The following is a 389-nucleotide window of genomic DNA, read 5'->3' as shown; positions in this document are numbered from 1 at the left end:
GGCTGGCCGAGGGGCACGCCGACGCCGTCGCGATCCTCGCCGACCACCACCGCTCCCCCGTCCCGGGCGCCGGCTACGGGGTGTGGGCGTCGCGGTCCGGCGGCGGGGCCCGGCTCGACGGCGGCCACGACGGGCTGCGCCTGTCGGGCACCGTGCGGTTCTGCTCGGGCACCCACCTGCTCGACCGGGCACTCGTCGTCGCCGGGGCCGGGGACGGCACCCGGCTCGTGGACCTGGACCTGCGCGCCCCGCAGGTGGAACGGGTGACGGCCTGGCGGGCCGCCGGGATGGCCGCCAGCGACACCCACGACGTCGTCCTGCACGAGGTGCCCGTGCCGGCCGAGGCCGTGGTCGGCGGACCGGACGCCTACACCGACCGCCCCGGGTTC

General features: G+C 79.2%; 1 pseudogene. It reads left to right on the top strand.

Annotated elements, in window-relative coordinates:
• A pseudogene (locus GTW08_RS22450) lies at positions 1-389 on the top strand (acyl-CoA dehydrogenase); the annotation flags it as partial.

This window comes from Pseudonocardia sp. SID8383 (genome assembly GCF_009864975.1).
In the GTDB taxonomy this organism is placed as follows: Bacteria; Actinomycetota; Actinomycetes; order Mycobacteriales; family Pseudonocardiaceae; genus Pseudonocardia; species Pseudonocardia alni.
This window is presented reverse-complemented; position numbering and strand designations above follow the sequence as displayed.